The following is a 24799-nucleotide window of genomic DNA, read 5'->3' on the forward strand; positions in this document are numbered from 1 at the left end:
TTTGTAAGGCGGCTACACCTCCGCCATCGGCCGTTCGCGGCTTGCGCGTAGCGACGTGCCTGGTTCATTCATTGACGCTGCCCAGACGGAAATCCATGGGCATTCGCTTGCCATGCCGCTAACACGCCAATCACCAGCAGCGATGCGACCACCCACGGAAAAGAAGCGACGCCTACCGTCCCGAGTAGTACGCCACCGACGATTCCACTACCGGCAAACGAAAGATTGAACACCGTCACCAATGCGGACTGCGCGATGTCAGCCCCCTCGCCGGCTGCATCGGCCAAAGCAGTTTGAAGAAGGGTCGGCGCTCCGCCGAAACTGAAGCCCCAGATCGCAACGCCAACGCAGATGACCGTGGGTGACGTGGCGCCTAACCCAAATATCACCGAAACGCAGGCGAAGGCTCCGAGCCCGCCCAATACCAACAGGCGCAGCCACCCGTCAACGAGAGAACCGATAACCCAAATGCCGAGCATGGAAGAGATACCGAAGATCAGCAGCACAGAATCCACATCGCGCGCCAGTCCGACCGATGCCAGGTAAGGCGCGATGTACGTGTAAAGAATGTAATGTGGAAGAATCCAGGCCATCACCACGAACAGCACGGGTCGCACGCCCCGGATCATGAGGACTCGCCGCATCGGCAAACGGTGGTTCGTCATCTCGCCAGGATAATCCGGCACTTTCCAGCACACCAAGACCATTAACGCCAGTGACATCCCGGACATAATGCCAAAGATGCTGCGCCAGCCGACCATACTGCCGAGCCAGACGCTTAACGGCACCCCGACCGACAACGCCAAAGGAATGCCGATCATCGCCACCGCAAGCGCGCGTCCCTGCATCGACGCGAGAACCATACGCCGCGCGTATGACGCCAAAAGGCACCAAGCCAGTCCGGTGGCGAGTCCCACGGCAAAGCGCGTAGCCAGCGTCAGCGTGTAATTCGTCGACACCGCAGTGATCGCATTGCAAACGAGAAACGCGGCCAACACCAGCAACAAGACATGCCGCCGTTGCCACTTACGGACAACTGCGGTCAGCGGGATGGCTGCTACACCCGACCCGAGCGCACAGAGGGTTACAAGTTGCCCAGCCCAGGCTTCGCTGACGTGGAACCCTTGTGCAATCTCTGGAAGCAAGCCAGCCGGCACAGTTTCGTTCGCTGTGGCGATGAAACTGGCCATCGCCAATGCAAACAACGCTCCCACGGGGAGACGATTCACCGTCTCAGCGCATCCGATACCCACGGTCGCTGCCCCGCAATTTTTATCCATCTTGTTCTCCAGATTTCACCGTTTTCCCTCGTTGGGGCTTGCAGAGTGGCAGTCTGCCTAGTAAACATGGATTTGATAATTAACCGCGCATTTGAATACTTTTCAAATCTGGATGAAGAATGGCAACTGATCGACTGGGCGACATGCGTTTGTTCGTGGAGGCAGCGGCACTGGGCAACTTGTCCGCTGCCGGTCGTAAGCTGGGATTCTCACCGGCAGCAGCGAGCGCGCGGCTCACCAAACTGGAAGCGGCACTCTCAACAAGGCTATTCGACCGCAATACAAGGCAATTACGTCTAACAGAAGAGGGCCGGCTATACCACCACCACTGCCGCATCGCATTGAGGGCCATCGAGGATGCCGAGGCCGCACTCAACGCGAGCCAGGGGATAGCGCGCGGCAAGGTTCGGATTTCGGCATCGGCCGATTTCGGCCGCAATCTACTGAGTAGCTGGCTAGAAGACTTCGTTCGCACGCAGCCCGAGCTGAAAATCGCACTTAACCTGACCGACTCCGTCTCCGACTTGCTGCAAGACGACGTGGATCTCGCAATCCGATTTGGAAGGCCAAACAATCCTTCACTTATCGCACGGCAACTTGCACCGAACTGGCGAGTGCTATGTGCGTCTCCTGAATATCTGACCAATCACGGCACGCCGCGAATCCCGGCTGACCTGGTTGCCCATCAGTTTGTCGTTCTGGTTACGGCTGCAGGTCCGTTGAACGAATTTCACTTCGTGTCCGAAGGCAAGCGTTGGAATCACACCGTAGCAATGGAAAACGCATGGGAAACAAATGATGGCGCCTTGGCACGTGCGTGGACACTTGCCGGGTTCGGCATAGCCCGCAAGACAATATGGGATGCCGCAGCGGATATTCGTGCAGGCAAACTTCAGGTCGTGTTGCCGGAGTGGGTCGAAGGTGAGCCCGGCATATATGCCGTGTTGAACCGAAATCGCTATATGACTCCACGCGTGAGGGTGCTACTGGACTTCCTGGTCGACCGCTTCCAGCGTGCGATATCCGAGGGCGTCCTGGCCGGGATGCCCGTGCCATCAGAGTCGGAAAACCCAGGCTGACTTGCGATTGTCACTGACTTTCAAAGTGCGCCAGCGGTGAGATTTCCGATTGGGGCGTCGCTAGCAGGTGCGGCTCGTGACATGCGGTGAACAGACATTCGAGGTGCGCTATGTGAGTGTCCCGGATGAGTCGGCAGCGGTCAGTTGCTTTTGACCGCAGCCTGCCAGGTTCCGTCATTCGCTCGCGCGACGCGACGGACACTCGAATGTCCGCATCGGATCGTGACGATTTGCTTGAGGGGCGCCTGCACCAACCGTGTCGGGTAGTCGTGAATCGACACAGCGAAGCTGACACGTTCGATCTCACGCGACGTCCACGACGATTTTCCCGCGTGCGGTGGCGTTCGTGATGGCGTCGTAGGCGCATTCTGCGGATCGCAGGTCGAACCGGCGCGGATCGAGATTCGGAGTGAGCTTGCCGGCTTCGACCAACCGTGTGGCCTCGCGCAGTATCGCTCCGTGATGCGCGCGATGCATGCCCGTCAGGAGCGGATAGAGGGTGAAGACCCCAGAGTACGTGGCTTCTCGGAAAGACAGCGGCGCCAGCGCATGCGTACCCCAACCCAACGCGCTGACAACATGGCCAAAATGCTTGACCGCAGCAAACGAAGCATCGAGCGATGGGCCGCCGACGGTGTCGACAACGAGGTCGAAGCCAGTGTCGTGCGTCAACGATGCGACATACTGTTCGACGGATTGCGACCGGTAGTCTATTGGCTTAGCGCCGAGCCGCGCAACGAGATCGTGGTCGCGTGAACTTGCTGTTGCAAAAACTTGAGCACCGAGTGCGCGCGCCAGTTGCACCGAGATATGTCCGACACCGCCTGCTCCACCTTGCACCAGCACCGTTTCGCCCGCTTGCAGATGGGCCCGATCGACAATGCCGGAATAGGAAGTGATGAACGCGAGGGGTAGCGCCGCGGCTTCACGCATCGATAGGTTGGAGGGCTTGATCGCAAGCAGATCGGCATCCACCGCCGCATACTGGGCCAGCGAGCCCTGAATGCCGCCGACGCCGCCCGTCATACCGTAGACCTCGTCGCCGACATGGAAAGCGGTCACGCCCGGCCCGACGGCATCGACTACGCCAGCCATATCGATGCCGAGCACCAGCGGGAGCGGATGCTTCGCATGCGCCGCGCTGCCAGCGCGGATCTTGGTGTCGAGCGGATTGAGACCGCTTGCGGCAATGCGCACGCGCACCTGGCCGTGTGCGGGTTCAGGCATCGAGATTTCAGTCAATTCGAGCGGGCCGTTGTAGCGGCTGAGGACGAGCGCTTGCATAGTCATGGTGGTCTCCAATCGGGTTGTCTTTCCGTTGAGCTGATGGGTCGATGGGTTCATCGTGACGTATGCTATAACGCATGTAAATCAAAGTTTTAGCACGGAGTCCATGCAAAAATGAATGACCCGTACCTGGATTGGGGCGATGTCCGGATTTTTTTGGCGATTGCCCGCTGCGGCACGCTGGGGGCGGCAGCGAAGCGCGTGGGCCAGACTCAGCCCACCATGGGGCGCAGGTTGCGCGCACTCGAAGACGCGCTCGGACATATGCTGTTCCAGCGCACGAGCAATGGCTTTGTGCTGACGGATGAGGGTGCTACGGCGCTCGCCTATGCCGAGCGAATGGAGGAGGAAGCGCTTGGATTCACGCGCGCGCTCACCGGGAAAGAGACCCAGTTGACGGGTCTGCTCCGTGTCTCCTCGTCGGACTGGTTCGGCGTGCACATACTCACCCCCGTGTTCGCGCGCTTTCTAGCGAAGTACCCGGGCATCTCGTTGGAACTCGTCACGGATTCGCGCCTCTACAACCTCGCGCGGCGCGAGGCGGATCTGCTATTCCGCATCACGCCATTCGACGAACCCGACGTCATCCAGCGCAAGCTGATGCACATCGATTATGCGTTGTACGGGCACGTCGATCTCGTCCCGCCGACACGCGGGGACGGTGACGGCTACACGCTGATCAGCATGGACAGCGAGTTCGGCTCGCTGTCCGACGTCGAGTGGGTCAAGCGCATGCTGCCCCGGGCCAGGATCGTGTTCGGCAGCAACAATCGTGGAGTACAGGCGCGCATGTGTGCCGAAGGATCTGGCTTTGCAGTGCTGCCCTGTCCGCTGGGTGATGCGACGCCGGGCATCCGACGAGTCGATTTAGGCGAAGCCCCGCCGGGTCGCGATGTTTGGCTTGGCTTTCACCGCGATTTACGTCGAGTCGCGCGACTGCGCGCACTTCTGGATGCAACGATTGATTCGCTAGCGAACCTTTGAATGAGGCGGGCGATCAATGCCTCCGTGCGATGTACGTCCGCTTCGCTGGACCGCCTTTCAAAGAAAGCCCCCAGGTTATCGCAGCAATTGTCCTCCAGTGGCTATACGGGTTTGCTCGCGCCCGGCCGTGCGAATGACCGTTGTTGCCGGTTGAATCCACCCCAGGAGCCGGCCAATTCGCACATGGCAACTCGAAGTGCCCTTATGGGTCGAGATGCGCCGCTCGGACGTCGCCCGCTCGCTCGAGCGGCGCGACAGCATCGTATGGCGCAGTTCGGCCACGAGCCGCCAGACGGTCAGAACATCTGGGCGTCGGATATCGGCCCGAGACCTGCCCCTGTCCGACTACCGGCGGATGCGTTTGGTCGCCGGACTCGCCCTCATATTTGCACGACGTCTCGCGCCCGTGTGAACCGATTGCCATCGGCCGAACCGCGGCTTGCCTTTACCTCTCGGATACGCGACATTTCTGGAACCGCCCTCAGGGGAGCAGAACACCCTGATCCAGGACAGTTTGTCACCGCAGCATCCAGGAACAATGCGCATCCCACCGCTGAAAGCCATCGTCGCGTTCGAGAGTGTCGCCCGGACAAAGAGTGTCAATCGGGCGGCCGATGAATTAGGGTTAACGCCGTCGGCGGTCAGCCATCAGATTGCCAATCTCGAATCCATGGTTGGAAGACCCTTGTTCATGAGGCTGGGGCGGGGACTGGTGCTGACGCCAACGGGTCAGCAGTATCTGGCCGATGTCACCGGATCGCTCGCCGACCTGAGCCGCGCGACGGAGCGCGCATCGAGCCAGTCGGGTATCGAGATTCTTCGCATTCATTCGAGTCCCAGCTTTGGGTTGATGTGGCTGCTGCCGCGGCTGGCCTTGTTTCAGGAAGCGAACGGCGACATTCAGTTGAATCTCGCGTGCTCGTACGAGGACGTGTCGTTCACCTCGGGCCACTATGACCTCGACATAAGGCATGGCTACGCCCATTGGACCGATGGCGAGATCAAGACGCTACGCAACGAGTTCATCACGCCTCTTGCCTCGGAGGAATACCTCAAGCGACACCCGGTGCGCACCCCCGAGGATCTGCTCGAACGGCGCCTGATCTTTTCGGAAACGCCTCTCGTACAGTGGAAGCAATGGTTCGGCAAGTTCGGCGTCGCGGTATCGCACAAGGCATACGATTTCGCGTTCGACCGCTCGTACATGTCCCTCGAGGCCGCGGCATTGGGACACGGCATTGCGCTCGAAAGCACGATGCTCGCATCCGTCCATCTCAAACGAGGTTCACTCATACCGGTCTTCGATCGCACGTATGCGGTCGAGGTCGGAGCTCATCACCTCGTTTACCCTGCCAGGAATCTGGACTTGCCACGCGTGGCCAAATTTTTGGACTGGGTCGAGCAAGAGACCAGCCGCGCCGCCTTGTAGCGTCGGGCCGCGCAGGGCGGGGCGGCGGCGCCCCAGCGTTATGCCAAAGGGGCGCATTCTGACACCCGTGAGTCCACGTTCCAGCCACACCTGAAAATTCTTCAGCAATAGTTGAGCCGAACTGCATTGATCGAGATAGTTGAAGCACTGAAACTGCGTCTACCAACTAACGTGATCGATGGAGACAAACATGTTGCTCGACAGCAAAGTGGTCATCGTAACCGGTGCCGCCTCGCCGCGCGGCATCGGCAAGGCGACCGCAAAAGCGCTCGCTGCGCAAGGCGCGCGCGTAGTGATTCTGGATCTTCACAAGGGAGATGCCGAGCGTGCTGCGCGTGAGTTCGGCGAGGACAACCTCGGCCTCCACTGCGATGTGACCGACAAAGCCGCATGTATAGCTGCCGCCGCGGCGGTCATCGAGAAGTACGGCCGTGTAGATGGATTGATCAACAACGCAGGTATCACGCAGCCTTTGAAGACGATGGACATCGGGGCCGACAACTTCGATGCGGTCATCGACGTGAACCTGCGCGGCACGCTCTATATGTCGCAAGCGGTCATTCCGCAAATGCGGGCGCAAAGGAGCGGCAGCATCGTCTGCATGTCATCCGTTTCCGCGCAACGCGGCGGCGGCATCTTCGGCGGTCCGCACTACAGCGCAGCCAAAGCCGGTGTGCTCGGTCTCGCTCGCGCGATGGCGCGTGAACTCGGCCCGGACAACATCCGCGTCAACTCGATCACCCCGGGTCTCATTCAGACCGACATCACAGGCGACAAGCTCACGACCGAGATGCGCGCCGAAGTCATCAAGGGCATTCCGCTCGGCCGGCTCGGCGATGCCGCGGACGTCGCGAACGCCTGCCTGTTCCTCTCGAGCGACCTGTCGACTTACCTCACGGGCATCACGCTCGACGTCAACGGCGGAATGCTAATCCATTAAGTACGACATCGGCCGCGGTTGCGGCAGATGGGTCAATGCACCCGGCGGTAAAACCCGGGGCGATATGGCAGGAGACAACCATGAAAACGAAGGCCACCGCGCCGTCACTGGCGGGCGATGTCACGAAGCTCGCCGACTCGGCGAGCTTCGAATCAAAAACGTATGCGAAAGTCGGACGGCGCCTGATACCGTTCCTGATGCTGTGCTACCTGGGCGCTTATCTCGATCGTGTCAACGTGGGCTTTGCAAAACTGCAGATGCTCAACGACCTGCGCTTCAGTGAAACCGTGTATGGCCTTGGCGCCGGTATTTTCTTTCTCGGTTATTTTCTCTTCGAGGTACCGAGTAATCTCATGTTGCACAGAGTAGGCGCACGAAACTGGCTCGCTCGCATCATGCTGACCTGGGCTGTGATTTCGGCCTCGTTTGTCTTCGTCAAGTCGCCCACAACGTTCTATGTTCTCCGCTTCATGTTGGGCGTGGCCGAGGCGGGGTTCGCGCCGGGCGTCATTCTGTATCTGACATACTGGTTTCCTTCGGCACGGCGCGCAAAAGCACTCTCACTCTTTTTCATGGCTATTCCGCTGGCCGGCATTGTCGGCGGGCCGCTGTCCGGTTACATCCTGCATGCGTTCCAGGGCGTGCAGGGATTGGCTGGCTGGAAGTGGCTGTTCATCCTCGAAGCCCTGCCGTCGCTGCTCCTTGGTGTCACGATCCTGTTCTACCTCGATAACGGTATCGCTGCCGCGAAGTGGCTCACCGATGCGGAGAAAGCACTCCTCGCACGCAACGTGGCGAACGACAACGCGCACAAGATCGCGCATGTGTCGATCAGGTCGTTCATCGGCGATCGTCGTTTGTGGTTGATGGCCTCCATCTACTTCTGCGTCGTGCTCGGTCAATATGGGCTCACATTCTGGCTGCCGACGATCATCCGCAAATCCGGGGTGGCCGATCCGCTGTGGGTGGGCGTCTTTACAGCCATCCCGTACCTGTGCGCGATCATTGCGCTACCGCTGGTGGGAGCGAGCGCTGACCGGCATCGCGAACGCCGTCTGCATCTTGCGATCCCGATGCTCGTATCGGCAGCGGGCTTCGCAACGCTTCCGACACTGGGCGGAGTCGGCGCGTCGCTGGTGTGTGTCAGCGTCGCCGCCGCAGGCATTCTCGCTTCGTCTTCGCAGTTCTGGTCACTGCCGACCGCGCTTCTCGGCGGCATGTCCGCTGCGGCGGGTATCGCGGCGGTGAACTGCTTCGCCAATCTTGCCGGCTTCTTCTCGCCGGCCATCGTGGGCTGGTTGAACGATCTGACCGGTAAATCGACGGCTGGGCTCATCTTCATCTCCGTCGCGATCGTCATCGGTGCAGGGCTTGTTTTCCTCGTGCCGGCCAAAACCGTCAATCGCTGACACCGTCCGCTGCAAAGACTCACCTTTTTGAATCAAGGATCCACCATGAACAATCCGTCATCAGATGGGATGACGCTCGCCGAGCGCGCCTACCGGATTCGCAGAAACGCATTGCTGATGGGCGAGGTACAGGGCCAAGGCTATATCGGCCAGGCACTCGATATCGCCGATGTACTCGCGGTTGCCTACTTTGGCGCGATGCGCTACCAGCCCGACAGTCCGGACTGGGAAGGCCGCGATCGCTTCCTGTTGTCCAATGGTCACTATGCAATCGCGCTCTACGCGGCGCTTTTCGAAGCCGGCTTCCTGCCACCGGAAGAACTCGAAACCTACGGCAGCGACGACAGCCGGTTGCCGATGTCCGGAATGGCGAGCTACACGCCCGGCATGGAGATGTCCGGCGGCTCGCTCGGCCACGGTCTCACGATCGCGGTGGGCCGCTGCCTGGGACTGAAGCGCAAGGGCTCGAACGCCTTCGTCTACACGCTCTTCTCCGACGGTGAACTCGACGAAGGCGCCATCTGGGAGGGCCTCATGTCGGCCGCTCACTGGAAGCTGGACAACCTGATCGCCATGGTCGATGTCAACAACCAGCAAGCCGACGGTCCGTCCTCGACGATCATGGCGTTCGAGCCGCTCGTCGAGAAGCTCGAAGCATTTGGCTGGTTCACCCAGCGGGTGGACGGCAACGACATTGACGCAGTGAAGGCTGCCTTCGATGCTGCACGCAATCATCCGAAAGAGCAGCCCCGCATCATCGTTTGCGATACCCGCATGGGCTGCGGCGTGCCGTTCCTCGAAGAACGGGAAAAGAACCATTTCATCCGCGTCGACGCCCATGAGTGGCAACTGGCGCTCGCAGCACTCGAAGCAGGGAGACAAGCATGAGCGACACCACTCTCACCACGAAGCCGCGCCTGAAGACCTCGGCGATGATCGCGTCTATTGCCGGCGAAGGACAGGTCACGCGTTCCGCCCCGTTCGGTCATGCGCTGGCCCGGTTGGCTCGGGAGAAGACGAACGTAGTTGGCATGACTGCCGACCTCGGCAAGTACACCGACCTGCACATCTTCGGAAAGGAGTTTCCAGACCGTTACTATCAGATGGGCATGGCCGAGCAATTGCTGATGGGCGCGGCCGCCGGTATGGCGCATGAGGGCGCCCAGCCGTTCGTGACGACGTACGCCGTATTCGCAACCCGTCGCGCGTATGACTTCATGCACCAGGCCATCGCGGAAGACAACCTCGACGTAAAGATCATCTGCGCACTGCCGGGGCTCACGACCGGCTACGGACCGAGCCATCAGGCGGCCGAGGATCTTGCGCTGATGCGCGCGATGCCGAACATGACGGTCATCGATCCGTGCGATGCGCTCGATACCGAGCAGATGGTGCCGGCGATCGCCGCGCATAACGGGCCGGTGTATGCGCGCCTGCTGCGTGGCAACGTTCCGGCCGTGCTCGATGAATACGACTATCAGTTCGAACTCGGCAAAGCCAAGCTGCTGCGCGACGGCGCCGACGTTCTGATCATCTCCTCGGGCATCATGACGATGCGCTCGCTGGAAGTCGCGAAGGTGCTCGAAGCGGACAACGTAGGCGTTGGCGTATTGCACGTGCCGACCATCAAGCCGCTCGACACCGAGACGATCTTGCGTGAAGCCCGACGCACGGGTCGCATGGTCGTGGTCGCCGAGAATCATTCGGTGATCGGCGGTCTTGGCGAAGCGGTCGCGACCTCGCTGCTTACGGCGGGCGTGACGCCAATGTACCGTCAAATCGCACTGCCCGATGAGTTCCTCGGTGCGGGCGCGCTACCGACCTTGCACGATCGCTATGGCATCTCCACCCACGTCATGGCCAATACCATCAAGGGCTGGCTTGGTTGAACCCACAGTGTTGTCCCGGCGCAGCACCACGGCGGACATCGCTTCGCCTGCGTATGAAACATGTCCTCGGCTAGCTTGAGCGGGGAGGGTGCGTCGGTTCCATCGACGCACCCTCCTGAAAAAGTAGGCTGCTGACATGTGTCAAGCAAAGCCTGCCCGACTGAAGAAGAGCGCTGACGGGCCGCTTGCCGCTTGTCATCGGCCTCTCGGAATGAGCGAGCGACTGGCAGCAGCGGGTCGGCCGCGGTCGGTTGCTTTTGACCGCAGCCGGCCACGACTGCTCATTCGCCAGCGACTCCACATGGCCGTGCGAGCGTGTGCTGATATCTTGGTAACTGCGGCCCGGCCTCGATCCACGCCGCCTGCCACATGACCGAGACGTGGCGTGGCAGAAAAAAGGGGCGATGCCTCATTTGCGATGCCCCTATCACCGGCTACGGTGCCGATGTGCTGCGCGGCTGTATAGCGCGCAAATATCTGGCTATATCCCCCGCCGCGTCGCGAGCGCTACGCATTACACCGATGAGCGTGGCAGAGGCGGCGCCGCACCACTCGCCGTAACCGACAAACCACAGGCGTTCCTCGTCGCTGGCTCGCGTCCCGTCTGTCCTCGGCAATCCGTTTGCATCACAGATCTGCAGCGGGTCAAGATGTTTGAGTGCGGGGCGGAACCCGGTGCACCAGATCACGACATCGACGCGGGAATGCGTGCCGTCGCTCCACGCGACGCCGTCTGTATCGAAATGGCTGAACGGACGCATTGCGTGCAGAACGCCACGCGCACGCGCGTCCCGTACAGGTGGCACCATGACGATGTCGCCCAAACCACCTACTGGTGCCGTCATCGTGTGCCCATCGCGAAGAGCCTGCCATTTGGCTGTCGCGCGTTCGAACAAGACCCGGCCATCTACGTCGTCTGGAAGAAAAACCGGTTCCTGCAAAGTCACCCACATGGCGTTGCAGACGGTCGATACCTCCGCCAGGATCTGCGCGCCCGAGTTGCCGCCGCCCACCACCAGCACATCTTGTCCGCGCAGATTGTCCGGATTGCGATACTGAGCCGAATGCATCTGACGACCGCGAAAGATCTCGCGTCCAGGATAGTCGGGGACATACGGCGCGCTCCAGGTACCGGTCGCACTCACGATCGCCCCGGCGAGCCATTCCCCGCGATCGGTACTGACCAGCAACCCACCCTGAACGCGTGAAACGGATTCGACATGAACGGGGCGTCGGACAGGGATGTGATAACGCTCCTCATATCGCGCCAGATAGTCGATAACCTCGTTGCGCGACGGGTACCTGTCGTGTGATACGGGCATCTGCCAGCCTGGCAGCGAACTCCATTGCGCCGGCGAAAACAGGTGTAGCGAGTCCCAGGTATGTCGCCAGGCGCCTCCTGGGGCGCTTTGGTTATCCAGCACGAGATAGTCGAGCCCCGCGCGACGCAGAAAGTAGGCGGTGGCAAGCCCGGCCTGGCCACCGCCGATTACCACGACATCAATGTCTACAGGCATCCGCTTTCGTCCCATCTCATGATTCGGATTCCGGCGGCCACGCCGCCCATTGAGCTCAAAGGCGGTGGGCGGTGCACTGCACTACGAGGCCACCCGCGACGTAATCACGTGCTCGAGGCCAGCTGGCCCGACCGGTGCCTCGGCGAGCCACGGAATGAGTGCGGTGCGCTGCGCCAGATCGTCCGCCACGCGGCGGACGAACGGCACCTCGTAAGTGCCCCGCTGGCACAGCATCGGGTCGGTCGTGCCACTCGCCAGCAACGACTGGTTGATGACCCACGCGTACGGTGTAATTCCCGCGCGCGCGAGGTCGGCGCTCAGGCGTTCCGCTTCGTGAACCGGCGTGGCTTCCGGCAACGTGACGATCAGGATGCGGCTGTAATCCGGGTCCCGCAGGCGCGGCAGCAGTTGACGGACCGACTCCGGCATGTCGCCTTGTGTGCGCATCACTTCGCGGTGATAGGCCTCGGCAGCGTCCAGCAGCAGAATGGTGTGCCCGGTCGGCGCGGTGTCAAGCACCACGAAGCCGGACTTGCCTTGATCGACCGTGCGCGAGAAGGCCCTGAAGACGGCGATTTCCTCCGTGCAGGGCGAGCGCAGATCTTCCTCGAGCATCGCCCGGCCGCCCGCATCGAGGTGCGATGCCGCTTTGGCCAGCACCTCTTCGGTGTACTGCTGCACTTCGCGCGCCGGGTCGATGCGTGTGACGCTCAGGCGAGGCACGACGCCATCGACGGTGGCGGCCACGTGCGAGGCCGGATCGGTGGTCGAGAGGATCACGTCGTGTCCGCGCCCGGCCAACGCAACTGCGATCGCGGCTGCTACAGTGGTCTTGCCCACGCCGCCTTTACCCATCGTCATGATCACGCCGTGGCCCGCGGCCGACAGCTCGTCTACCAGGCCGCCCAGGCCCGGCGGCAAGGCGGTGTCGGGCATCCGGTGTTCGCTCGGCATGCGCACGCGTTCGGGATGCGCCATGTCGCGCAGCGCATCCAGCCCGACCGTGCCGCGCGGCAGAAACGGAATGCGCGTCTGCGGCAAGCCCGCCAGTTCGTGCGGCATGTCGGCCAGTGCCTGTTGCGCGCGCCGGGTCATGGCGGTCGCAATCGCGTCGTCGTTACGATCTGTGTAGAAGAGTCCGTTGATCGCCAGCACCTGGTTGCAGATGCCGAGGTCGGCCAGTTCGTGCCGCGTGCGATTCGCTTCGCGCAGTGCTGCGACTTCGGGCCGGCTCACCAGCACGACGGTGGTCTGGGCTGCGCTCGACAGCCGTTCGACGGTTGCCGCGTAGAGCGCTTTCTGTTTCTCCAGTCCGGCCAACGGTCCGAGGCACGAGGCGCCCCCCGTCGACGACGAGATGAACTCGTTCCACGCCGAAGGGAGCGTCAACAGGCGCAGCGTGTGGCCGGTCGGGGCGGTGTCGAAAATCACGTGATCGAAATCGGCCGTTGCGGCGGGGTCGCCGAGCAGTTTGGAGAATTCGTCGAAGGCAGCAATCTCGACCGTACACGCCCCGGAAAACTGCTCTTCCATGTTGCGGATCGCCGCGGCAGGCAAGACGCCGCGATACGGTTCGACCATCCGTTCCCGGTAGGTCTGCGCGGCCACTTCCGGATCGATGTTCAACGCGAACAGGCCCGGCGCGCCCGGCACCGCGGTCGGCAACTGACTCAGGCGGACGCCGAGCACCTCGTCGAGATTGGAGGCCGGGTCCGTGCTGACGATGAGCACCCGCTTGCCGGCATCGGCCATGGCAAGGCCCGTGGCACAGGAAAGCGATGTCTTGCCGACGCCGCCTTTTCCGGTGAAGAAGAGATATCGGGTCTGCGTGTCAGGAAGGGACATGAGCGTTCCTTAGCAGCAGCCCGAGCCCGGCGAACAGCAGCTGCCGGCCTTGATATGAGGCTTTTCCTCCGTCGTCAGCGCAATGCCGAGTTTCTGCGCAAGCTGCTGGCGCGACGGATACATCCCCGTCGAGACGATATGGCCGTCGACCACGAGGATCGGCAGCCGCTCCATGCCGGCTTCCATTTCCTTGACCACCGCGGCGTTGGCGGCGAACGCCTGCGGCGCGTGGCCCAGGTTGTAGCGGGCCACCGTCACGCCGTGCGCCTCGACCCACTTCAGATCGGCGGCGAATTGCGCCAGTACGGGGTCGACGTCTACGCCGCAAACGCCGGTCGAGCAACACATGGCGGGATCGAACACTTCGAGATTCTTCATGGCAGGCACCTTGGAGCAATTGGAATTCAGCGACTTCCACAAGCTCGGATGCGTCTGCGGACAAAGATGCGTGAATTCGGGCAGACCGCGGATCGCTTCGGGAATGAGGGTTCGCTCAATGCGTGTGAATCCGCGGCGCGCAAAAAAATTGAGGGCGGATTCATCGTTCGGAATAAGGTATAGCGCGCGCAGCGATCGCGTTTGCGCCAGCGCAATGGATGCGTCGATAAGTCGGCCACCCAGACCGGATGCGCGCAGCCGCGGGTGAACGGCGACCGAACGCAAAAGGGCCGCATCGCCAACTTGCTCCAGCCCGGCCACCCCGACGATCCCGGCGTCCCGTACGGCGACGTGGAAGCCGTCGAGGCTTTGCGCCGTGAGGTCGCTCGCGGGTAGCCCGCACAGGTCCAGCAACGCAAGGATGCCGCCGAAGTCTGTGGCGACTGCCGGGCGAATCTCATCAACGGGCGTGCTCATGCCAATTCTCCCTTACGTTCACGGTGTGTAAGTGGCTGCCGGATGATCAAGGTGATTTTTGTGCGGAGGCTGCCAGTGTAGTCCCGCGTGGTAACGGCAAACACCGGGTCGTAGAGGGGCGCCGGCGTCGCGGCGAAAAGGGAGACGGCGTAGCAGATGGTTCCCCACGAGACAAGCTGGGCGATTGCCAGCGCCCATGTCACGGTGTTGTCGTTCTCGTTGCGACGGGGAGCGAAGGCCGGCATGCGGTCAATCCGTTTCCAGAGTTTGTCGATTTCCCGATCGATATCTTTCACGTCAGGCTCTCCGTTCTGTCATAGACCATCTGGCTCGACCATTGTGGTGCCCCAGCTTGCAGAGTGGCGACGGTATGCGTCTTGACGCACGTCAAGGAGGACCGGACTGCCCTTGCCATCATGGAAAGCCGTCTTCTGTGCGACTGGAACAGTGCGGGGACCGACTACCGACGTATGCGCAAGAGCACTACACCGGACAACATCGCCCTTCGTAAAAGTGAGGTGACGGTCATCTGCGATGTGACCGTGCGGACGTCCCCTTATAGGCCCAAAGCCGTCATCGGCCTCAGTGCTTGCAGAAGGACGGATATGGGTCGGCAGCGATCGGTTGCTTTTGACCGCAACCGGCCATATCCGGCCATTGGCATCAGCCACCTCAAGGGCTGCTCTTCGATCGAAAGCAGACGTCTCCGCTTGAACGGTGATTGGCCATAACGGTTCGACATTCTATCGATACGCTGCACCACGTGCGGCAAGATAGGTGCCATTTTGAGATTGATGCGCGGCTTAAGCATCTTGTCGACGGCGCGTCAACCGGCGCCACTCTCGCTGCACGCGAGTCGTCTCTGTTAGAGGCGTCGGGATAGAAGTGAACGCAACACTTTGAGATAAACGACACAACCGGATGCGAACGCAGAACAAGCGGAACCTGTCCACCTGAGCGCTTTGTCAGCGATCAGCGTCCCGAATCGAGTATGTGGATTCCCAGCCGCCACCGAGCGCCTTGCATAGCGTGACGAGGTTAGTGTCGGCGGTTGCCTTGCTCTGCTCGAGATTGCTCTGCGCCGCCACCAGCTGCTTCTGCACGTTCAGTACGTCGAGGTAATCGACCGCGCCAGCTTTGTACCGTTGCTGTGCGATCGCGAGCGCGCGCTGGTTCAGCGTTACCACGGATACGAGCCGATCGCGCCGGCGCTGTTCGGCAGCGTAGACGACAAGCGCGTCGTCCACCTCCCGCCATGCCTCGAGTACGGTACGTTGGTAGTTGATCGCAGCCTCCTGTTGTTGCGCTTCACGCAGGTGGAGCATTCCCTTGAGACGCCCGCCCTCGAAGATCGGAAGTGTAATCGACGGTCCGATCACGAACTGGCCCGATGCCCAGTTGGCGAGGCTCGACAGCTGCAGGCTCTGGAATCCCGCGCTGCCGTTCAACGAAATGCGCGGATAGAAGTCGGCCTTCGCCATTCCGATCGACGCCGTCGCGGCATGCAACTGTGCCTCCGCTCGCCGGATATCCGGTCTGCGCTGCACGAGTTCGGACGGAAATCCGATCGGCACCTGCTCGGGGAGCGGCGGAACGTCGCGAGACTCGCCGAACGCATGCCGCAGCGCCCCCGGCTCCTGGGCGAGCAACACGCCAATCGCGTTGATCGTCGTCTCGCCTTTCGCTTCGAGCGTCGGAATCAGGCTTTCAATCGATTCGGCCTGTGCTGACGCATTTGCGACGTCCAGCTCCGTCGTGACCCCTTCGCGTACGCGAACTTGCGCGAGGTTTACCGCGTCCCGGGCAATCTCGAGGTTCTGCCGCGCGATACGAAGCTGAGACTGCGTATCGCGCAACTCGATATAGTCGCGCGCAAGCTCGGCCCGGACCGACAGCAGCACCGCATTGCGGTCCTCGTATGACGCGTCGCTCAATGCGGTCGCCGCTTCGACGCCACGTCGAACCCGGCCCCAGATGTCGATCTCCCACGACGCGTCGAAGCCCGACTGATACAGATTGTAGGCCGGCGAACCTTTGGACCCCGGCAATGCTGCCACGCCGACCGGCGAGGTTCCCGATGCCGATTGCGGTTGCGTCTGTGTCGGCGTGACGCCAAGCAACGACAATATCCCGTTCTCGCTTCCACGCTCGCGGTTATACGATGCAGCGCCGACGATGGAAGGAAGTTCCGCGGCACCGGCGACCCGCTGTTGCGCACGGCTCTGGCGCAGGCGCGCCGACGCCACCGCCACGTCCAGGTTCGCGTCGGCGAGCTGCTTTTCCAGCGAGTCGAGCACCGGATCGCCGAAGAGCGTCCACCAATCTGCATTGAATTGCGATTCGACGGTCTTGCTCGATGCTTGCGCCGCTTCCGTGCGGCTGAAGACATCGGGGGTCGAGGTTTTCGGACGCTCGAAGTCCGGACCCAACGTGCATCCCGCCATCACGAGACACGCGAGTATCGCCAGTACCGTCTCGCGGACGGAGAATTCGTTCGTATTCATTTCCCGTTCCCTCCCGCCGTCGGCGCATCGCGATGCTTGCCAACAGCTACCTCCGCTTCGACGGAAAGCCCGACGCTCAGTGCGGACGCTGCCTGCTGCCCGCGGTCGATCGTGATCTTGACCGGTACGCGCTGCACGACTTTGGTGAAATTGCCCGTCGCGTTGTCGGGCGCGATGGGCGCGAAGCTTACGCCGGTCGCGGGCGCGAGACCGTCCACGTGACCTCGAATCACCACGCCCGGAAAGCTGTCGACCTTGATGCGTACGCCGGCACCGCGCCGCATGTTGGTAATCTGGTTTTCCTGAAAGTTGGCCACGACATACGCGTCCCGGAGCGGAACGATCGCGAGAATCGCCGCGCCGGGCGTCACGAACGCGCCCACACGCGCGGAACGTCGCCCGATCTTGCCGTCGACCGGTGCGCGGATCTCGCTATAGGACAGGTTGAGCGTCGCCTGTTCCAGTGCCGCCTCGGCACGCGCCAGTGCCCCTGCCGCCTTGTCGCGCCCGGCGCGCAGGACGTCGAGGTTCTGCTCGGTCGCCGTCAACACGGCCCGATCGCGCGCTTGCTGTGCAAGCTGCTCGGCAAGCGTCGTCGCAGCATGCTGCTGCTCCTGTGCCGTCCCTGCACCAGCTTCCGAGAGATTCTGGTAGCGCGATGCATTGGCCCGCGCAAACGCGATACCGGCATCGTCGGACCGCAGCGTCGCGCGCGCCTGCTCGACGAGCGACGGCTGCCGTGCGATCTCGGCGTCGAAATTGGCCACGGACGCCTTGGCCGCGACCACATCGGCCTGGGCACTCAGCAATGCTGCGCGGAAGTCGCGATCGTCGATGCGTACCAGCAACTGGCCGGCCTTCACCGACTCGTTGTCGTCCACCAGGACATCGGAAATCTGGCCGGCGACGCGTGGCGCCACGAGCGTGAAGTCGGCTTGCACGTAGGCGTCGTTCGTGGATTCGGTTTCGGGTGCGGAAACGAGCCGTGCGCAGCCCCATACGGCCATGCCTGCCGCGACCAGGGATGCGGCAACGTAAGTGGTCTTGAACGGAAAACGGGTGGCGGTCGACATGATTTCGTCCATCAACGGGAAGGAGGCGGCGTAATGGTCCACGGCGGATAGATCCGCACGGGCAACACCGGAACAAGGAAAAGAAGTGCAACGGCGACGCCCGCCATCACGCGATAAAGATCGGCCGACGTCAGCACGAACGCCTGCTCGTGGACTCGGTGCGCAAGTTCGCCGAAATCATGAAGGCTGTCGATGCTCTGGTCCGTCATCGCCATGTGGTTGCCCAGGCGGTCCACCAGCACGTTCGAATGGAAGCGTTCGCGAGCGGTACCGACACCTTCGATCAGCGCAGTCGCCGCAGCGGCGGAGAACGTCTTCAGCGAATTGAACATGGCCGACGCGAACGGGCCCTCGGTCGGCGGCAAGCCCGTCGTCACGCCCATCAGGATCGACAGGATCACCATCGGCTGGGCCGCGATCTGTAACGACTGAAGCAGGTAGAAGTTGTCGCGAATCCACTCGGACGTCATCACGCTGCCCATCGCGCAGGTCGTTGCCATGAGGGCAACGCCGATACCGAGCACCCAGCGGCGATCGATCTGCCTAAGGTTCAGCACGGCGGCGGTCAACGGCAGCGTGATCAGCAGCGGAAGCGCGACCAGCAGCGACAGCGGAGCCGTCTGCAGCGCTCTGTAGGCGTGAACCTTCGCGAGATACTGTCCCGGTATCGCAGCAACGCCGACCAGCAGCACCACAGCGCCCGTGAGCGTGAGGAGGCCGTGCGCGAAGTTGCGGCGGCCGAGCATCTGCAGCTTGAAAAAGGGCAGCGGGTGAAACCATTCGTTGACGAAAAACACCGCAAGCAGGAGCGCCCCGCCGGAAAACATCGCGCAGACGAAGCCGGAATTCAGCCAGTCGAGGCGATCGCCTTGCAGAAGACCGATCACGAGCATCGCCACGCCGGGAAAGCCGGTGAGGAATCCGATCCAGTTGAACGAACCGAACCGTTCGAGTTTCAGCGGATCGGCCGGAAGGCCGAACTGAATCGCCACACAGCTGCCGATCCCGAGCGGCACGATCTGAAGAAAGGCCATGCGCCAGCTGACATACTCCGTCCACAACGCAGCCAGCGGCGTGCCGAGCGCGGGCCCGAACGTCGCGGTCAGCGCGTAGCCTGCGAGCCCGTACAACTTTACCTTGGGCGGCAGATAGCGCAGCGCGACGATGATCAGCATCGGCGGCAGGCAGCCGCCCGCCACGCCCTGCAGCACGCGCAGCACGTACAGCGCGGGCAGGGTGGGCGCGATCGGGCAAAGCATGCCGAAGATCAACGTGGCGACGACGGCGCCGATCGTGAATCGCTTCAGCGTGAAGGTCATGCCAAACCACGGGGCGAACACCATCGTCGCCACGTTGGCGGCTTCGAACAGCGCGGTCAGCCACGTCCCGTCGTCATGTCCGATCGACAGTGCGCCTTGAATGTCGGCCATCGCCGCTGCGGTGACTTGTTCGTTGAGTATCGCCAGCAACGACGCGAACAGCATTCCGGTCAGGCCGATAGCGACACGCGGCGACAATGCAGCGTGACCGGAGCCTGTTTGCACCGGCGTCTGCGTGCTCCGCACCGGCGCGTGCGCCGGTGCGGGTACTCCGAGCGGCTCGCTCGTTCCGGTCGTCGAAGGGTTGGCGGAACTCATAGGATCCCTTGGCTACTGAGATTGGAGAAATGACGGCATGGGCGCGACGCCGTCAGCGTGCGGCCGGTTCATGGCGACGCGCTTCGTCGAAGTACTGCGGCGCTTCCCGGCGATCGAACATGCCGTACTCCCGCACGATGCGGATATGCCGAACGCGCGTATCGGAACGCAGATTCGCTCCGCGTTCGAACGCGGCGGCGGCAGCTTGGTCGCGCCAGGTCGCGACGACGATCACATCGCCGGGCGTCAACAGCGCGTCGAATGCGTCCCATGCAACGAGGCCGTGCGCCTGCGTGTCGAGCCCCAACCATCCGGCAACCGCTCGCGGACCTGCCTGCCTGGGCCAGTCCGGCGCGCACGTCGCGTCCAGCAGCGTGACGGCCGTGCCTGCGCCGACCTCGGTCACGTCGAGGCGCTGTTCCTGCAGGACCTGGCCTGCCGGAACACACGTATCGGCCACGACCTGGCCGATGCGCAGCTGGTAGTCGGAAAATATGCGATCGCGCGCGACCTGCTGAATGGTGTGGTGCTTCGTCGAGGTTCGCCAGCGCACCAGCGACTTCTCGTCGCGCCAGCTCGACAGCGACAGAAGCCATCCGTCCCGGGTCAGGCTTCCATAGCGCGTGTTGTCGACAAACCCGTCGATCTTCTCGAGTTCGGGCCGAAGCATCTTCGCCATGCCGAGATAGGCATCGAACTGTTCCGGTATCGGCTTGACTTCAAGCATTGCAGCAAACATGGCGGACTCCTTCATTCGGTTAGCGATACGGCGCAATGCGCAATGCGCGCGGCGCCTTTGATGCGGGCCGGTATCGTCGTGCTGTCGCAGCCACGCGGTGATGGAGTTCATTGTCGGAGATGAAGTGGCGCTCTCATAGCGCGGGCGGTTTCGGTTTTGGGCCAATGAGTGAGCGAATTGCGCCACGGCCGCAATGGACGTCTTCATTACCTGCACGACCGGAAAGACGCTGTTGCCGTCCGGCCGCAACGATCTGGCATCGGCGAACCGTGGGTGGCACGATCGGCCTGCTTCATGCCGAATGAAAATGGATCGATTGCGGCCATCCTGACGCGCTTTTGGGTCACCCGAACGTGTGAAAGCTCGACGTGCAGCATCGCGCGCATACAATCGCGACGTAGGGATTCAATCGACCGCGTCGGGAGGCGGAATGGACAAGTTGCGCGAGATGGAAGTCTTTGTGGCCGTCGTCGACCGCGGCAGCTTCACCGCCGCATCGGAGAAGCTCGGCTTGTCGACGGCAGCGGTTTCGCGGGCGGTGCATTCGCTCGAAACCCGAATCGGCACGCAACTGCTGGCGCGCACGACGCGCTCGGTGCGGGCGACGGACGCGGGCACAATCTACGCCGATGCGTGCCGCAAGGTGCTGGACGTGATCACGGACGCGGAGGTGAATATCGCCACGGATCATGAAAACCCCGTGGGCACGCTGACCATTTCAGCCCCGGTGCTGTTCGGCCAGCGATTCATCGCGCCGCTGGTGAATGCATTCGTATTGCGTTATCCCGATGTCGACGTCAACGCCGTGTATGTCGACCGGACCACGCGGCTGCTCGAGGAGGGTGTCGATATTGCCATCCGGATCGGCCACTTGGGCGACTCTTCGGTATTCGCGCTTCCGTTGGGTGTCGTTCGGCGGCGAACGTATGCAGCGCCTGCCTATCTCGCTGCGCACGGAGAACCCGCGCATCCGCGTGACCTGCTCCATCACGACTGCGTGTCATGCACCGGCGTGTCGCTTCCGCTCGAGTGGGTGTTTCACGACAACGGTTCGCGAGTGCCCGTTCGACTTCGGCCGCGGATGATCGTCGATCTGGTTCCCGCCGCCGTTCTGGCTGCCGTCGATTGCGTGGGCGTGACCCAGCTCTTGTCGTATCAGGCTGCCCCGGAGGTGCGCGACGGCAGGCTTCGGCCAATCCTGACGGCGTTCGAGCACGAGCCGATTCCCGTAAGCCTGCTCCATGTCGAGCGGCGAGGCGCGAGCGGGAAGGTCCGGGCCTTCGTGGATTTCGTTACCCACACGCTGCGCAACAATGCAGAACTTCAGGGCACGGACGTGATCGCGACACGGAGCTCGCGGTAGGCGGCCACCAGCGAATCGAGGTCGAACGCGCGGTTCAGGCCGCTCGGATTCGGCAGCACCCATACACGCGCACCGCCGAACGTATCGGATTGCGCGCCCCACTGGATGTCGCGCTTGCCGGACATCGCCGCAAGGGCGGTCTTGCCGAGAAACGCGACGTACCGCGGCGCATGGTATTGGATCTTCCGCTCGAATCCCGATGCGGCCGCTTCGAACTCCGATCGCGACAATTCGGCGGCACGGGCCGTCGCACGCGAAACGGCGGTGGTGAGCCCGCAACCATATCGAAGCAGCGTGCGATCGTCATCGGGACGAATCCGTTCGGGCGAAAAACCGGCCAGGTGAACGACGCGCCAGAATCGGTTGCTTGCGTTCGAGAAATGATGGCCCGCCGAGGCCGAACCGAGCCCTGGGTTGATGCCGCAAAAGATCACCGACAACCCGCGTTCGAGAATGTCCGAGAGCGGCTGAACCGGATTGGCGTGACTCACGGATGCAATCGCCGTTGCGAATGCGAACCGGCCGCGTCTCCCGCACCGGCCTGCGCGTGCCGATTCGAATCGGCCGTGCTCCTGAACCGTTGCCGGTACTGTTGCGGCGTGACGTTGAGCCGCCGCGCGAACGTCGCGCGCATGTGCGTGGCACTGTGGAAGCCGCATTTGAACGCGACGGTCTTGAGCGGTGCATCCGACGTTTCGAGCAATGTCCTCGCGGTATCGACGCGAATCTGTTCGACGAACGCGGACGGCGTCACCTTTGCATGCTTGGCGAACAGCCGCGAGAAGGTCCGGCGGCTCACCGACACGGCGCTCGCGAGCTGCTCGATCGACAGCGTATCGGCGATGTGGTCGGTCACGTACTGGTGGACCTTGCCGATGATCGGGTCCTCGTCCTTGCCGGCCGAAATGAACGGACTGTACTGCGACTGCCCGCCTTCGCGCTGAATATAGACGACCAGTTGCTTCGCGATGCGTACGGCCATCTCGTGTCCCCAGTCTTCCGATACGAATGACAGGCAAAGATCGATGCCTGCCGTCACGCCGGCGGACGTAAACAGTCGCCCGTCCCGGATGAAGATGCTGTCGGGTTTTACGCTGGCCAGCGGAAACTCGTTTGCGAGGCGCGCTGCAACCGCCCAGTGCGTCGTCACGGCCTTGCCGTCGATCAGGCCCGCATGGCCGAGCAGAAACGTTCCGTTGCACACGGAGCCGAATCGCGTCGCGCCCCGTGCCTGGCACTGCAGCCAGCTGAGGACGTCGCCGGAGGGGCAGGCGTCCGGCAATTGCGGGCCGCCCGCGACCAGTATCAGGTCATATTGCGCGTCGAGATCCCCGAAGCCGAACTGAACGGACAACTGCATTCCGTTCGAACACGCCACGGTGCCGGCCCTCTTTCCGACGAGGGAAACCTCATACCTCTGATGAACAGGAAGATACGTGTTGGCTTCCGCAAATACGTCCAGTGGGCCTGCGACATCCAACGCCTGCACACCATCGAAGACGACAATGGCGACTTTCATTCCTGACCTTCAGCAAATAAGAGCCCGCTCGCGCGGAGGCACCACGTACCGCGACTGCTGCATCGCGTTTCGAGCCGGCGCGGCGACCTGGTGACGAGCCTTGCGCCAGATTACCGCAACGGACGGACCGCGTGGACACACGGTCCGGTAATTGACTTTTGCGGCGCAGGAAGAAGGCTGAATGTAAGCCGTGCCGGCGTGCTCCGACGTTTGTGGAGCGGTAGCCGTGTGTCGGGCGCCGAAACCGGCGACGCGACGTGGCCGAAATCTCGCCGCGATTGGCCGCGCAAGGTTGCATGTCCGGGTTTCCGCTCCCGCTCCGCCTGACTAGACTGGGTTCGGCAACGCGCGAGGCAACGACGCCGCCGAAGATGGGCACGGAACCGAATCGTCGTATCGCTCGCAACGCGTCACGTGGCGCCGCTGTTTCGAAGGAACGACGCGGCCCGTCTGCGACCGGTATCGGCGTCGAAAGCGTAGCCTCTCCCGGAATACGTTTGCGGAGGAATGTGTCATGGATGTCGGAATCATGCTGTATGCCGGCTTTCGGCTGCTCGAGGCAAGCGGTCCAATGGATGTTTTTCAGGAAGCGAATCGCCAGTGCGGCCGGATCGTCTACGAACAGCACCTCGTCGGACCGGTGCCCGGGCCCGTCGTCTGTTCGAACGGAACCGCGGTGGGCACGACAGCGTGCCTGGCGGACGCGGCCGCATCATTCGACATCGTCGTGATACCCGGTTCTCCGTTCGACGGTCCGGAGCGAGAGCATCGTGCGCTCGTGGACTGGCTTCACGAAACCGGATGTCACGTGCGGAAGCTCGCGACGGTATCCAACGGAGCGTTTCTGCTCGCACGTGCCGGCCTTGCCGATCGTCGCTGGCTGGTCACGCATCCGGGCGGCGGACAGCGTCTTGCCGACGAGCATTCGCAGGTGAACGTCGTCGCCGGTCAGCATTGCGTGAAGGACGGCAACGTCTATTCGGCGGACGGCGTGCACGCCGGCATTCGCGTTGCCCTGGCGCTCGTCGGCGAGGATCTGGGCCAGCGCGTCGTCGAGCACATTGCCAGAAGATTGTTGGCGTAACCGCACTGAAGTGGCGCACGAGCGGGCGCCATCGGTCACGCGCGCTCGGTCCGGGACATCGCGTCGATGAGCAGGCGCATCGCGTCGCAACCCGCCGTGGCCCGGAAAACGCTCATTTTGGCCTGCAAGCGCGGTTCATCCGCGCAACGACGGCTTCGATCGTTGGCAGAATGATCTCGACTCCTTCGCAATTCTTTCATGTGTGCGCGCACGAACGTGCGCGATGAGTCGGGCCTGATACAACGAGTCCGTTGGAACGATCGTCCGTGAACGGGTTTGGAACGCACGCTGTTCTCGAGTTGGAAGGCAAATCATTCATCGTCATCGGTCGCCGACGCGGTCGGCGCCCATTTCCCTACGAGGCAG

The 24799-nt window shown here is 62.3% G+C and carries 21 protein-coding genes; 9 read left to right on the top strand and 12 right to left on the bottom strand.

Annotated features, from left to right (window positions below; genetic code table 11):
* Window positions 1-68 precede the first annotated feature (68 nt).
* Complete coding sequence (locus ACT2FV_RS03555; protein ID WP_444503216.1) at window positions 69-1280, bottom strand: MFS transporter; 1212 nt, start codon at window positions 1278-1280, stop codon at window positions 69-71.
* 119 nt (window positions 1281-1399) lie between these two features.
* Here ACT2FV_RS03555 and ACT2FV_RS03560 point away from each other — a divergent pair, with 119 nt between their 5' ends.
* A complete protein-coding gene (locus ACT2FV_RS03560; protein ID WP_444503217.1) occupies window positions 1400-2359 on the top strand; it encodes a LysR substrate-binding domain-containing protein in 960 nt (319 codons plus the stop codon).
* A gap of 303 nt (window positions 2360-2662) precedes the next feature.
* Here the strand turns inward: ACT2FV_RS03560 and ACT2FV_RS03565 are convergent, their stop codons facing one another.
* Window positions 2663-3649, bottom strand: coding sequence for a zinc-dependent alcohol dehydrogenase family protein (locus tag ACT2FV_RS03565; protein ID WP_124622963.1), 987 nt, complete (start codon window positions 3647-3649; stop codon window positions 2663-2665).
* Window positions 3650-3760: 111 nt separating this feature from the next.
* Between ACT2FV_RS03565 and ACT2FV_RS03570 the strand changes: the two genes are divergently transcribed.
* The 6 genes from ACT2FV_RS03570 (at window position 3761) to ACT2FV_RS03595 (ending at window position 10297) form a co-directional block, all read left to right on the top strand.
* The gene (locus ACT2FV_RS03570; RefSeq protein ID WP_444503218.1) at window positions 3761-4630 is read left to right on the top strand and encodes a LysR family transcriptional regulator; all 870 of its coding nucleotides are present in this window, start codon (window positions 3761-3763) and stop codon (window positions 4628-4630) included.
* A 538-nt stretch (window positions 4631-5168) separates the two neighbouring features.
* Window positions 5169-6059, top strand: a complete 891-nt coding sequence (locus tag ACT2FV_RS03575) for a LysR substrate-binding domain-containing protein (RefSeq protein WP_151047376.1) — start codon at window positions 5169-5171, stop codon at window positions 6057-6059.
* Window positions 6060-6249: 190 nt separating this feature from the next.
* Window positions 6250-6999: an SDR family NAD(P)-dependent oxidoreductase gene (locus ACT2FV_RS03580; RefSeq protein WP_124903840.1), complete on the top strand. Its 750-nt coding sequence runs from the start codon at window positions 6250-6252 to the stop codon at window positions 6997-6999.
* A gap of 80 nt (window positions 7000-7079) precedes the next feature.
* On the top strand, window positions 7080-8408 hold the full coding sequence (locus ACT2FV_RS03585) for an MFS transporter (RefSeq protein WP_444503219.1): 1329 nt from the start codon (window positions 7080-7082) through the stop codon (window positions 8406-8408).
* Between the two features lie 45 nt (window positions 8409-8453).
* Entirely contained in the window at window positions 8454-9296 is an 843-nt protein-coding gene (locus ACT2FV_RS03590) for a transketolase (protein WP_444503220.1), read from the top strand.
* A complete protein-coding gene (locus ACT2FV_RS03595; protein WP_124622953.1) occupies window positions 9293-10297 on the top strand; it encodes a transketolase family protein in 1005 nt (334 codons plus the stop codon). Before ACT2FV_RS03590 ends, ACT2FV_RS03595 begins: the two co-directional genes overlap by 4 nt.
* A gap of 434 nt (window positions 10298-10731) precedes the next feature.
* Here the strand turns inward: ACT2FV_RS03595 and ACT2FV_RS03600 are convergent, their stop codons facing one another.
* The 8 genes from ACT2FV_RS03600 to ACT2FV_RS03635 all read right to left on the bottom strand — a co-directional run bounded on the left by ACT2FV_RS03600 (window position 10732) and on the right by ACT2FV_RS03635 (window position 20467).
* Window positions 10732-11814 carry an ArsO family NAD(P)H-dependent flavin-containing monooxygenase gene (locus tag ACT2FV_RS03600; RefSeq protein WP_151047344.1) on the bottom strand — a complete coding sequence of 361 codons (1083 nt, stop codon included), beginning with the start codon at window positions 11812-11814 and terminating at the stop codon, window positions 10732-10734.
* An 81-nt stretch (window positions 11815-11895) separates the two neighbouring features.
* On the bottom strand, window positions 11896-13659 hold the full coding sequence (arsA, locus tag ACT2FV_RS03605; RefSeq protein ID WP_444503221.1) for an arsenical pump-driving ATPase: 1764 nt from the start codon (window positions 13657-13659) through the stop codon (window positions 11896-11898).
* 9 nt (window positions 13660-13668) lie between these two features.
* The gene (gene arsD, locus ACT2FV_RS03610) at window positions 13669-14514 is read right to left on the bottom strand and encodes an arsenite efflux transporter metallochaperone ArsD (RefSeq protein ID WP_124903850.1); all 846 of its coding nucleotides are present in this window, start codon (window positions 14512-14514) and stop codon (window positions 13669-13671) included.
* Window positions 14511-14810, bottom strand: coding sequence for a hypothetical protein (locus tag ACT2FV_RS03615; protein WP_226114357.1), 300 nt, complete (start codon window positions 14808-14810; stop codon window positions 14511-14513). The genes arsD and ACT2FV_RS03615 overlap by 4 nt, the downstream gene beginning before the upstream one ends.
* A 669-nt stretch (window positions 14811-15479) precedes the next feature.
* Window positions 15480-17018, bottom strand: coding sequence for an efflux transporter outer membrane subunit (locus tag ACT2FV_RS03620; RefSeq protein ID WP_151047340.1), 1539 nt, complete (start codon window positions 17016-17018; stop codon window positions 15480-15482).
* The gene (locus ACT2FV_RS03625) at window positions 17015-18091 is read right to left on the bottom strand and encodes an HlyD family secretion protein (protein ID WP_151047374.1); all 1077 of its coding nucleotides are present in this window, start codon (window positions 18089-18091) and stop codon (window positions 17015-17017) included. The genes ACT2FV_RS03620 and ACT2FV_RS03625 overlap by 4 nt, the downstream gene beginning before the upstream one ends.
* A gap of 11 nt (window positions 18092-18102) precedes the next feature.
* Complete coding sequence (locus ACT2FV_RS03630; RefSeq protein ID WP_444503222.1) at window positions 18103-19728, bottom strand: MFS transporter; 1626 nt, start codon at window positions 19726-19728, stop codon at window positions 18103-18105.
* A 52-nt stretch (window positions 19729-19780) separates the two neighbouring features.
* A complete protein-coding gene (locus ACT2FV_RS03635; RefSeq protein WP_059599031.1) occupies window positions 19781-20467 on the bottom strand; it encodes an antibiotic biosynthesis monooxygenase family protein in 687 nt (228 codons plus the stop codon).
* A gap of 430 nt (window positions 20468-20897) precedes the next feature.
* Here ACT2FV_RS03635 and ACT2FV_RS03640 point away from each other — a divergent pair, with 430 nt between their 5' ends.
* On the top strand, window positions 20898-21830 hold the full coding sequence (locus tag ACT2FV_RS03640; RefSeq protein ID WP_124648323.1) for a LysR family transcriptional regulator: 933 nt from the start codon (window positions 20898-20900) through the stop codon (window positions 21828-21830).
* On the opposite strand, the gene mug is transcribed toward ACT2FV_RS03640, so the two are convergent.
* Window positions 21791-22321, bottom strand: coding sequence for a G/U mismatch-specific DNA glycosylase (gene mug, locus ACT2FV_RS03645; RefSeq protein ID WP_059599029.1), 531 nt, complete (start codon window positions 22319-22321; stop codon window positions 21791-21793). The two genes, ACT2FV_RS03640 and mug, sit on opposite strands and share 40 nt — an antisense overlap.
* Window positions 22318-23349, bottom strand: coding sequence for a GlxA family transcriptional regulator (locus ACT2FV_RS03650; RefSeq protein WP_444503223.1), 1032 nt, complete (start codon window positions 23347-23349; stop codon window positions 22318-22320). The genes mug and ACT2FV_RS03650 overlap by 4 nt, the downstream gene beginning before the upstream one ends.
* Window positions 23350-23863: 514 nt before the next feature.
* Here ACT2FV_RS03650 and ACT2FV_RS03655 point away from each other — a divergent pair.
* The gene (locus ACT2FV_RS03655) at window positions 23864-24433 is read left to right on the top strand and encodes a DJ-1/PfpI family protein (protein ID WP_124903854.1); all 570 of its coding nucleotides are present in this window, start codon (window positions 23864-23866) and stop codon (window positions 24431-24433) included.
* The last annotated feature ends 366 nt before the right edge of the window (window positions 24434-24799 follow it).

Source organism: Burkholderia sp. PR2 (assembly GCF_052372875.1).
Taxonomy (GTDB): Bacteria; Pseudomonadota; Gammaproteobacteria; order Burkholderiales; family Burkholderiaceae; genus Burkholderia; species Burkholderia diffusa.

Excerpts from the sequence above, each read along its gene's own strand:
- ACT2FV_RS03555 (WP_444503216.1), bottom strand. The coding sequence starts at position 1,280 with ATGGATAAAAATTGCGGGGCAGCGACCGTGGGTATCGGATGCGCTGAG.
- ACT2FV_RS03560 (WP_444503217.1), top strand. The coding sequence starts at position 1,400 with ATGGCAACTGATCGACTGGGCGACATGCGTTTGTTCGTGGAGGCAGCG.
- ACT2FV_RS03565 (WP_124622963.1), bottom strand. The coding sequence starts at position 3,649 with ATGACTATGCAAGCGCTCGTCCTCAGCCGCTACAACGGCCCGCTCGAA.
- ACT2FV_RS03570 (WP_444503218.1), top strand. The coding sequence starts at position 3,761 with ATGAATGACCCGTACCTGGATTGGGGCGATGTCCGGATTTTTTTGGCG.
- ACT2FV_RS03575 (WP_151047376.1), top strand. The coding sequence starts at position 5,169 with ATGCGCATCCCACCGCTGAAAGCCATCGTCGCGTTCGAGAGTGTCGCC.
- ACT2FV_RS03580 (WP_124903840.1), top strand. The coding sequence starts at position 6,250 with ATGTTGCTCGACAGCAAAGTGGTCATCGTAACCGGTGCCGCCTCGCCG.
- ACT2FV_RS03585 (WP_444503219.1), top strand. The coding sequence starts at position 7,080 with ATGAAAACGAAGGCCACCGCGCCGTCACTGGCGGGCGATGTCACGAAG.
- ACT2FV_RS03590 (WP_444503220.1), top strand. The coding sequence starts at position 8,454 with ATGAACAATCCGTCATCAGATGGGATGACGCTCGCCGAGCGCGCCTAC.
- ACT2FV_RS03595 (WP_124622953.1), top strand. The coding sequence starts at position 9,293 with ATGAGCGACACCACTCTCACCACGAAGCCGCGCCTGAAGACCTCGGCG.
- ACT2FV_RS03600 (WP_151047344.1), bottom strand. The coding sequence starts at position 11,814 with ATGCCTGTAGACATTGATGTCGTGGTAATCGGCGGTGGCCAGGCCGGG.
- arsA (WP_444503221.1), bottom strand. The coding sequence starts at position 13,659 with ATGTCCCTTCCTGACACGCAGACCCGATATCTCTTCTTCACCGGAAAA.
- arsD (WP_124903850.1), bottom strand. The coding sequence starts at position 14,514 with ATGAGCACGCCCGTTGATGAGATTCGCCCGGCAGTCGCCACAGACTTC.
- ACT2FV_RS03620 (WP_151047340.1), bottom strand. The coding sequence starts at position 17,018 with ATGAATACGAACGAATTCTCCGTCCGCGAGACGGTACTGGCGATACTC.
- ACT2FV_RS03625 (WP_151047374.1), bottom strand. The coding sequence starts at position 18,091 with ATGTCGACCGCCACCCGTTTTCCGTTCAAGACCACTTACGTTGCCGCA.
- ACT2FV_RS03630 (WP_444503222.1), bottom strand. The coding sequence starts at position 19,728 with ATGAGTTCCGCCAACCCTTCGACGACCGGAACGAGCGAGCCGCTCGGA.
- ACT2FV_RS03635 (WP_059599031.1), bottom strand. The coding sequence starts at position 20,467 with ATGTTTGCTGCAATGCTTGAAGTCAAGCCGATACCGGAACAGTTCGAT.
- ACT2FV_RS03640 (WP_124648323.1), top strand. The coding sequence starts at position 20,898 with ATGGACAAGTTGCGCGAGATGGAAGTCTTTGTGGCCGTCGTCGACCGC.
- ACT2FV_RS03650 (WP_444503223.1), bottom strand. The coding sequence starts at position 23,349 with ATGAAAGTCGCCATTGTCGTCTTCGATGGTGTGCAGGCGTTGGATGTC.
- ACT2FV_RS03655 (WP_124903854.1), top strand. The coding sequence starts at position 23,864 with ATGGATGTCGGAATCATGCTGTATGCCGGCTTTCGGCTGCTCGAGGCA.